The 6,760-nt window shown below is 43.7% G+C and carries 6 protein-coding genes and 1 pseudogene; all 7 read right to left on the bottom strand.

What is annotated here, in order from left to right; genetic code table 11:
• Nucleotides 1–201: 201 nt before the first annotated feature.
• Entirely contained in the window at nucleotides 202–975 is a 774-nt protein-coding gene (locus tag CXF78_RS06910; protein WP_102036354.1) for a polymorphic toxin-type HINT domain-containing protein, read from the bottom strand.
• A 166-nt stretch (nucleotides 976–1,141) separates the two neighbouring features.
• Nucleotides 1,142–1,531, bottom strand: a complete 390-nt coding sequence (locus CXF78_RS06905; protein ID WP_011635552.1) for a septal ring lytic transglycosylase RlpA family protein — start codon at nucleotides 1,529–1,531, stop codon at nucleotides 1,142–1,144.
• Between the two features lie 260 nt (nucleotides 1,532–1,791).
• Nucleotides 1,792–2,808, bottom strand: a complete 1,017-nt coding sequence (locus CXF78_RS06900) for a formate dehydrogenase subunit gamma (protein WP_102036353.1) — start codon at nucleotides 2,806–2,808, stop codon at nucleotides 1,792–1,794.
• A 48-nt stretch (nucleotides 2,809–2,856) separates the two neighbouring features.
• Entirely contained in the window at nucleotides 2,857–3,453 is a 597-nt protein-coding gene (gene fdh3B / locus CXF78_RS06895) for a formate dehydrogenase FDH3 subunit beta (RefSeq protein ID WP_011635550.1), read from the bottom strand.
• Between the two features lie 25 nt (nucleotides 3,454–3,478).
• Complete coding sequence (locus CXF78_RS06890; protein WP_011635549.1) at nucleotides 3,479–6,328, bottom strand: formate dehydrogenase subunit alpha; 2,850 nt, start codon at nucleotides 6,326–6,328, stop codon at nucleotides 3,479–3,481.
• 16 nt (nucleotides 6,329–6,344) lie between these two features.
• Complete coding sequence (locus tag CXF78_RS06885; protein WP_011635548.1) at nucleotides 6,345–6,542, bottom strand: twin-arginine translocation pathway signal; 198 nt, start codon at nucleotides 6,540–6,542, stop codon at nucleotides 6,345–6,347.
• Nucleotides 6,543–6,592: 50 nt separating this feature from the next.
• Nucleotides 6,593–6,760, bottom strand: a pseudogene (locus tag CXF78_RS21790) (molecular chaperone); the annotation flags it as partial.

Here is a 6,760-nt window from a genome sequence, read left to right as displayed (position 1 = left end):
CACTTTAAAAAATATTGAGAACCAATTTGAAGTAAAAGGCCATTGGATGCAAATCAACTTAAAGCACTTATTGAACAATACTCCCTCAACGACATTCGATTCAAAATAGCGAATACGGCTTTATGACTTAAGCGGATCTCAAGTTAACTCAGCAAAAATGACGTTGTGGGCTGCTGAATGATGGGGAAATGTAGTTGAGAGCTATTTATCTACTGGGGGTAGATAATCGCGACCATCTTTAGGCAAATTACTCACGCCTTCAGTGGTGTCATTTAGTGCGCTGCCATAATTATCACGGCAGTAAACACAAGGACTCATTTTATTCACAAAACGGCCTTTTTTAGTATATTTCCTCAAATAGGCATGTGAAATATCTACATTACCTCGATGTAATTCAATCACACCAATAGCATCGGCCACTTTTTGTCTCAAATCACTTACCGCGGCATCTTCAGCACACATGTTGTCGTTAGCACGGCCCCAGCCGATGGCTTCTTTGCTTGAATCACAGTGTAGATATCTAGCCGCGACCCAAGGACCACCATGGTGACCGGTTGGTTTACCATCAGGGAAATTTGAGGGCCTATTTGCCAACTCGTATGCAATACGCTCAAGCTTATCTATTGGGGCTCTCTCACAGAGTGAGTCATGAAATGCTGGGCGTGCTGTGGTGACAAAATAATTATGATTATGGCTTATTTTTAAGTCGCGGCAATGGGCTGAACCTTCAACTTTATTTATGCTTTCTATTTTAGCGATGGCATCACTGCAGGCTAATATTTGGTCACCCACATTCAGCTCTACAGCCTTTATCCATTCCTTTGTGATAAGGTAAAATCGATGCTCCTCGACAACTAACATTGACGTTTTTAATTCACCAATAGAATATTCAATCTCGATCATATCTTTAGCAACACTTCCGAATAGTTGTTTAATTGGGTTAATTTCACGACTCACAAAATTAATTTTAAACAATGGCTTGCTAGAAACCGGCCTCTTATAAAAGCTCAACTAAAGAAAGCAAAACCAAACTGTATGCTAAACGTTAGTCTATAAAACTCGCCGGTATGACCACTTGGTTATCACGCTAAAATTCTGTTATGTGCCAGGTCAACAAGCCATATAACACCATAACAAAGTGCTAGCGGACGACTTCGATATTAACGTTAATTACCCCTGTAGATATATTGCCAATACTGCTAAAGGCAGACTTTGAAAGATCAATGATGCGTCCTTTAACAAACGGACCACGATCATTAATTTTAACGATAACACTCTTACCATTGTTGGTATTGGTCACTTTTACATTAGAGCCAAATGGTAGCGTTTTATGAGCAGCAGTTTTTTGATTATGCTGATAGATATCACCGCTTGCAGTCTTGTTGTTTTGATGTCTATCACTATAGTACGAGGCTTGGCCTGACTCAGTGAAACCGATCCTATCTCCACCAGCACCAGATTGGATCGTTGAACAACCTGCCAATATAAAGGCAAAGAGTAAAAGTTGAATATTTCGAGAAATGGCTACCATTGTTTGTCTTTTAGTTTTGTCACATAACAAGCCTATAGAGCGACTCGTTTTCTAGTAATTTAATAATATCCTGCACACTAACTGAGTTTGAACAGTGATTCAAATTAAACCGCCATGATCTACTGCAATCAATTCGATTCATTACCTGCATCCCCAAAACTTATTAATGTACCAGCAGCAATAAAAAACACCTTGTTAGTTACCCAACAAGGTGTTTTATCTCTGCCATCAACCTGGTGCATTAACATCAGGAAGCAGGGCTACTCTTTGTATTTTAAGCTGCCATCGGCTTTGATTTCGTCGTACCACACATTGTGGTGCTGAGAAGCCCAGTTTTCGTCGCAATATCCCGAAACCATACACTCCATACCGCCTTCACTAAGCACAGTCGCCATCCAAATATGTACGATGGTAAATGCGATTAAAATCGTCGCACTGAGTCCATGTATCAATAAGGCGAGCATTGATAGTTCACGCGGTAAATCTAGCATAGGAAACACTAGCATGATGCCAGTAATACTGATGCTCAGACCGAAAAGAGCTAAGGTCCAGAACCACATTTTTTCACCCGCGTTGGCAAAACCACTGTCAGGGTGTTTGCCTTTAAACGGGCCAAAATTAATGTAGCCACCTACCACTAAAAACCATTTCAAGTCATACATTTTGAAGGTTTGTAGTGGCATCCATTTGATAACACACAACAGCCAAGACACCATAAAAATGGGGCTAGACCAGTCATGGGCAAACTTGCTAAAGGCGATGATCCCAGCCCAAATACCGTCACCGACATAAGGGGCTAAGAAATGGCGTCCGAGCATAATGACTATACCGGTTAACATCATGGTTAGGCATGAAATTGCCATAATCCAATGTAACCAGAGATCACTTTTACTCCAACGAAGTACCATTTTACCCGAAAAGCCTTTACTCAGTTTTGATGGACCATTAACTAAGTAAAAAACTAAAAAGGCCGCAAAAACACCGACAACGGCTAAGCCTAGTGCGGGTTTTAAGTAGGTATTTCGCAACACCTTGCCTTCATTACCAGCTACATTTATTAGAACATCAGCATCGAGGCCTTTGTCCGTACTGTATCCAGGTTCGCCGGCTTTTACTGCGCGCCAGAGATCTGCATCACTGGTTTTAGACTTTGCTTGCTGCTGACTTGATTGTTCATCGGCGGCATACACCGGCGATGTAACCAACCCCAATCCCATACACAGAACCAACAGAGCAAACATCCTGCGCAGTGATTTGTTTAACGTTAAAGTTAACATTGTCACTCCTTATATGACTGCGAAAATTATCGCAGCCATTGCTCTGGGTTAAATCATTTCGCCTGTTTTAGGATTGTAGCCCCAAATCACATTTGGATTACCGCGTGCAGCCATACGTTGACGGTAAATGTCAGACACTATGCCTGCATCACCAGCCAACAATGCTTTGGTTGAACAAAGTTCAGCACACATTGGTAATTTGCCTTCTGCAATACGGTTTGAACCGTATTTTAGACGCTCGGCTTCTGAATGATCTTCTTCTGGGCCACCAGCACAGAAAGTACACTTATCCATTTTGCCACGGCTACCAAATGCAGTCTTTTTAGGGAACTGCGGTGCACCAAATGGGCAAGCATAGAAGCAATAGCCACAACCGATACAGGTATCTTTGTTATGTAGCACAATGCCGTCTTCGGTACGGTAGAAACAGTCGGCCGGACATACAGCCATACATGGTGCATCGGTACAATGCATACATGCTACTGAGATTGACGCTTCTCCTGGTTCACCATCATTAAGCGTTACCACGCGGCGACGCTGAATACCCCACTCTAAAGCAGAGTCGTTTTCGTTTTTACATGCTGTGACGCAACCGTTACACTCGATGCAGCGTTTGGTGTCACACAGAAATTTCATGACTGCCATAATGGCTTATCTCCTCATCAAGTGTTTAGGCTTTGCTTATTTGACACAAGCTAGACTTGGTCTCTTGCATTTGCGTTACGACATCATAACCATAGGTCATTACGGTATTGGCAGATTCGCCAATCACATAAGGAACGGTTCCTTCAGGGTAGTTTTTGGCTAAACTCTTGCCTTCAAATACGCCTGCAAAGTGGTATGGCATAAAACATTCACCTGCAATAACACGTGGTGTCACCATTGCCTTAACGGTAATTTTTGCACCTTCTGGACTGTGAACAAATACGTCATCGCCATCACGTAAACCGCGATCTGCAGCATCTGCTGGGTTGATCTCGATAAACATTTCTTGCTGTAGTTCTGCAAGCCATGGGTTTGAACGGGTTTCTTCACCACCACCTTCGTATTCAACCAAACGTCCGGTTGTTACTGCAAGTGGGTAGTCGGTAGCAAAATCCTTGTCTTGAATGGTTTTATAAAGCGTTGGTAGACGAGCCACCATACGGTCTTCATAAGTAGGGTATTTAGCCACTAGGTCACGACGAGGGGTGTATAACGGTTCACGATGTAATGGAATATCGTCAGGGAAGTTCCACACGATACAACGCGCTTTTGCGTTACCGTAAGGCATACAACCATGCTTAATTGCCACACGCTGAATACCGCCAGAGATATCAGTTTTCCAGTTTTTACCTTCAGCTTTGACTTTTTCTTCTGCTGTTAGGTCATCCCACCAACCAAGCTGTTTTAGCATGTCGGCTGTAAACTCTGGGTAACCATCTTGAATTTCAGAGCCTTTTGAGAAAGAACCTTCAGCAAGAATGTTATTGCCGTTATGTTCAACACCATAACGTGCACGGAAGTTACCACCACCGTCTTTAACTTCACGTCCGGTGCGGTACAAGATTTGAGAACCAGGGTGTTTCTGCTCTGGTGTACCCCAACATGGCCAAGGTAAACCATAGGTTTCGCCTTTAGCTGGGCCGCCGGGTGCTTCAAGTGAGTTAACGTCGAATGTGCCCCAGTTTTCTTGGTGCATTTTCAAACGTTCAGGGCTTTGGCCTGTATAACCAATAGTCCACATACCGGTGTTAAATTCACGGGTAATGTCTTCCACTAATGGCTCATCGCCATTAACCTTGATGTGCTTACAGAATTGGTCCGCAACGCCCCATTTTTTGGCCAGTTTATACATGATAGTGTGATCAGGTAATGACTCAAATAATGGTTCGATAACTTGCGTACGCCACTGCAGTGAACGGTTTGAAGCAGACACTGAACCATAAGTTTCAAACTGAGTTGCCGCGGGTAATAAATACACTCCATCTTGGCGTTCGTGCATAACACCCGCCATGGTTGGGAATGGATCAACGACCACAATGGTATCCATTTTATTCAGTGCTTCACGTACTTCGCGACCACGAGTTTCGGTGTTAACAGACTGACCCCAAAAGAATCCCAGACGAATATTGTCTTTTTGGGCAATTTTGGTTTTGTCTTCTAACACACCATCGTGCCAACGCGAACAAGGAATACCTGCAGATGTTTGTGGTGATTGACCTAAGTATTCACCTTGATCAAAACGTTCGGTGATCCACTTTGGTTCAAGGTCCCACACATTGGCCCAATGGTCCCATGCGCCTGAGGTTAAGCCGTAATAACCAGGTAAGTTATCAAATAACAAACCAAAGTCAGTCGCACCCTGTACGTTATCGTGACCACGGAAAATGTTAGTTCCGCCGCCTTCTATACCCATGTTGCCAAGGGCAAGCTGTAAAATACAGTAAGCACGAGTGTTAGCATTACCAATGTGATGCTGAGTACCACCCATACACCAAACGATAGTGCCAGGCTTAGTTTCTGCCATCATTTTCGCAACACGGTACATTTGTGCTTTTGGCACACCGGCAATATGCTCGACTTCTTCTGGAGTGTATTTCTTCACTTCTTCTCGGATACGTTCCATGCCGTATACTCGTTGAGAAATGAATGAATCATCTTGCCAGCCGTTTTCGAAAATGTGCCATAACAGACCATAAATAAATGGAATGTCAGTACCTGGACGAATATGGACATATTCATCAGACTTAGCCGCTGTACGGGTAAAACGAGGATCGACTACGATGATTTTGGCACCGCGTTCTTTACCAATCAAAATGTGTTGCATCGCCACTGGGTGAGCTTCACATGGGTTAGACCCAATAAACATCATGCATTTTGAATTGCGGATGTCGTTAAACGAGTTAGTTTGCGCACCGTAGCCCCAAGTGTTTGCAACACCGGCTACCGTGGTAGAGTGACAAATACGAGCAGAGTGATCGACGTTGTTAGTGCCCCACATTGCTGCTAATTTGCGATACATATAAGCTTGTTCGTTCGAAAATTTAGCACTACCCATAAAGTAAACTGAATCAGGACCAGACTCTTGACGAATCGACTCCATTTTGTCGCCTACTTCATTGATGGCTTGATCCCATGATAGACGCTTCCATTTACCACCTTCTAGCTTCATTGGGTATTTTAAGCGTTTTTCACCATGACCATGCTCACGTAATGCTGCGCCTTTAGCACAGTGTCCACCTTGGTTAAATGGATGATCGAACGCAGGCTCTTGCCCTGTCCACACACCATTTTGAACTTCAGCATAAACACCACAACCTACTGAACAATGTGAACAAATCGTCCGTTTTATTTCTGTAGGTGCGTTGTGCGGTACATCTTTAGCTTCAGCTTTACGCATCATACCTGCGCCAAGCATTGAAGCCGCTGCAATACCACCCGTCGCCAAACTGGCAGACTTGAGGAATTGACGTCGGTTAAGACCTAGGCCTGACTTTTCAGCTTTGGTGGCCGTGTCTGTTTTGCGGGTTAATCGCATCACACACTCTCCTTTGTTATTTGCTTAACGAAGCATAGTAATTGCGAATATGCTCAGTTTCGCGATAGTTATTGCCCGTAGGCTCTTCTGTAGACGGTTTAGTGACTTGAGCAAGTGCGGGTGCACTGACACTGGCCACAGCACCTGCCGCACTGCCGAGCGCTAATGCTTTGAGCATTTGACGACGACCCATGTCGGAAGCTTGCTTTTTCATATGGTCTCCTTGTTAAAATAAAGATGGGGCTAAATAAGCCGTCATCCAGTTTAGTTAATTTGTACAACCTCTTCTTCAAGCGGATCTAAGTCAGCACTACCTGGACAATTCACCGGAATATCCAAACTCAGTTGTTCAAATTCATTGGCTTCAGCGGTAAAAAACGCTTTAGCTAATTGCGCGACGTTTAGGTAAAAATTAGCACTAGGTGTTTTAGC

Origin of the sequence: Shewanella sp. 11B5 (genome assembly GCF_002836795.1) — a bacterium.
Classification (GTDB): domain Bacteria; phylum Pseudomonadota; class Gammaproteobacteria; order Enterobacterales; family Shewanellaceae; genus Shewanella; species Shewanella frigidimarina.
Note: the sequence above shows the minus strand (reverse complement) of the source record. Positions and strands in the feature narration are given on the sequence as shown.